This window comes from Micromonospora sp. NPDC005220 (assembly GCF_040607895.1).
Classification (GTDB): Bacteria; Actinomycetota; Actinomycetes; order Mycobacteriales; family Micromonosporaceae; genus Micromonospora.
In genome coordinates, this window is record NZ_JBEXHP010000248.1 from 1 (window position 1) to 1,099 (window position 1,099).

The window sequence follows — 1,099 nt, forward strand, 5'->3', positions numbered from 1 at the left end:
GCCGGCGCCGGAGCCGAGACGTGAGGCGCCCGACCCTGCGGCGCCCCGGGTGGCTGCGGGCGGGTCCGGCGATGGTGCTCGCGCTCACGGTCGCCGTCGGCGCGCTGGTCGTCGTCGGCCTGCGCGCGCCCGACCCGTCGAATCCCGAGCAGACTCCGGCGGTCGCGGGCAGGCCCGCCCCGGCACTGTCCGGAGCCACCCTGGACGGTGGCCGTTTCGCGCTCGCCGACGTGCGGGGCCAGGTGGTGCTGGTCAACGTGTTCGCCTCCTGGTGCGGGCCCTGCCGCGACGAGCTGCCGCTGCTCGTGGACGCCGAACGGACCTGGTCCACGCGCGGCCTGCGGCTGGTCGGGCTGAACATCCGCGACGGCACCGACGCGGTCCGGGCACTGCTCGACGACACCGGCGCGACGGGGCTCACCGTGGTGCCGGACCCGGACGGCACCCGGGCGGTCGAGTGGGGGGTGCGAGGCGTACCGGAGACCTTCGTGGTGGGCCGCGACGGCCGGCTCGTCGACCGGCGGCAGGGCGTGGTGACCCGGCAGTGGCTGGAGCAGCGGATTACGCCGCTGCTGGCCGGATGAGCTGGCGGCGCGCCTTGGGGCGCGTCTCCCGAATCTCGACAGGATCCAGGCGACATTCCCTGGTGGCGTTCGTGCTCAGCGCACTGGCCGTCGCGGCCGGCGTGGGGCTGGCCCGCTCGGCGGACGACCACGGCCGGCCGGACCCGGTCCTCGCGGTCGCCGCCGAGCTGCGCTGCCCGGCCTGCCAGGGCGAGTCGGTGGCGGACTCCCGGTCACCGATCGCGGCGGCCATGCGGCAGGTGGTGACGGACCAGGTCGCCCAGGGGCGGGACCGCGACGAGATCCGGCGGTGGTTCGTCCAGCGGTACGGCGCGGACGTGCTGACCGATCCGCCGGCTCGCGGGGTCTGGCTGCTGCTGTGGGGCGTACCCCTGCTGGCCCTGCTGGGCAGCGGCTGGGCGGCCCGGCGGACGCTGCGGCCCGGCGGCGCCCGGGCCCGTCCCGCCGCGCCCTGGCGACCGGACGCCCGGGGCGCGCGGCGGGTGTGGCGGGTGGCGTCCGTGGGCGTGGTGGCG

2 protein-coding genes are annotated in these 1,099 nt (G+C 77.8%); both read left to right on the forward strand.

Annotated elements, in window-relative coordinates; all coding sequences use genetic code 11:
- Positions 1–20: 20 nt before the first annotated feature.
- The gene (locus tag ABZU52_RS32470; protein ID WP_354974726.1) at positions 21–584 is read left to right on the forward strand and encodes a redoxin domain-containing protein; all 564 of its coding nucleotides are present in this window, start codon (positions 21–23) and stop codon (positions 582–584) included.
- A gap of 62 nt (positions 585–646) precedes the next feature.
- On the forward strand, positions 647–1,099 hold a 453-nt coding region (locus ABZU52_RS32475), incomplete at its 3' end, for a cytochrome c-type biogenesis protein (protein WP_354974727.1).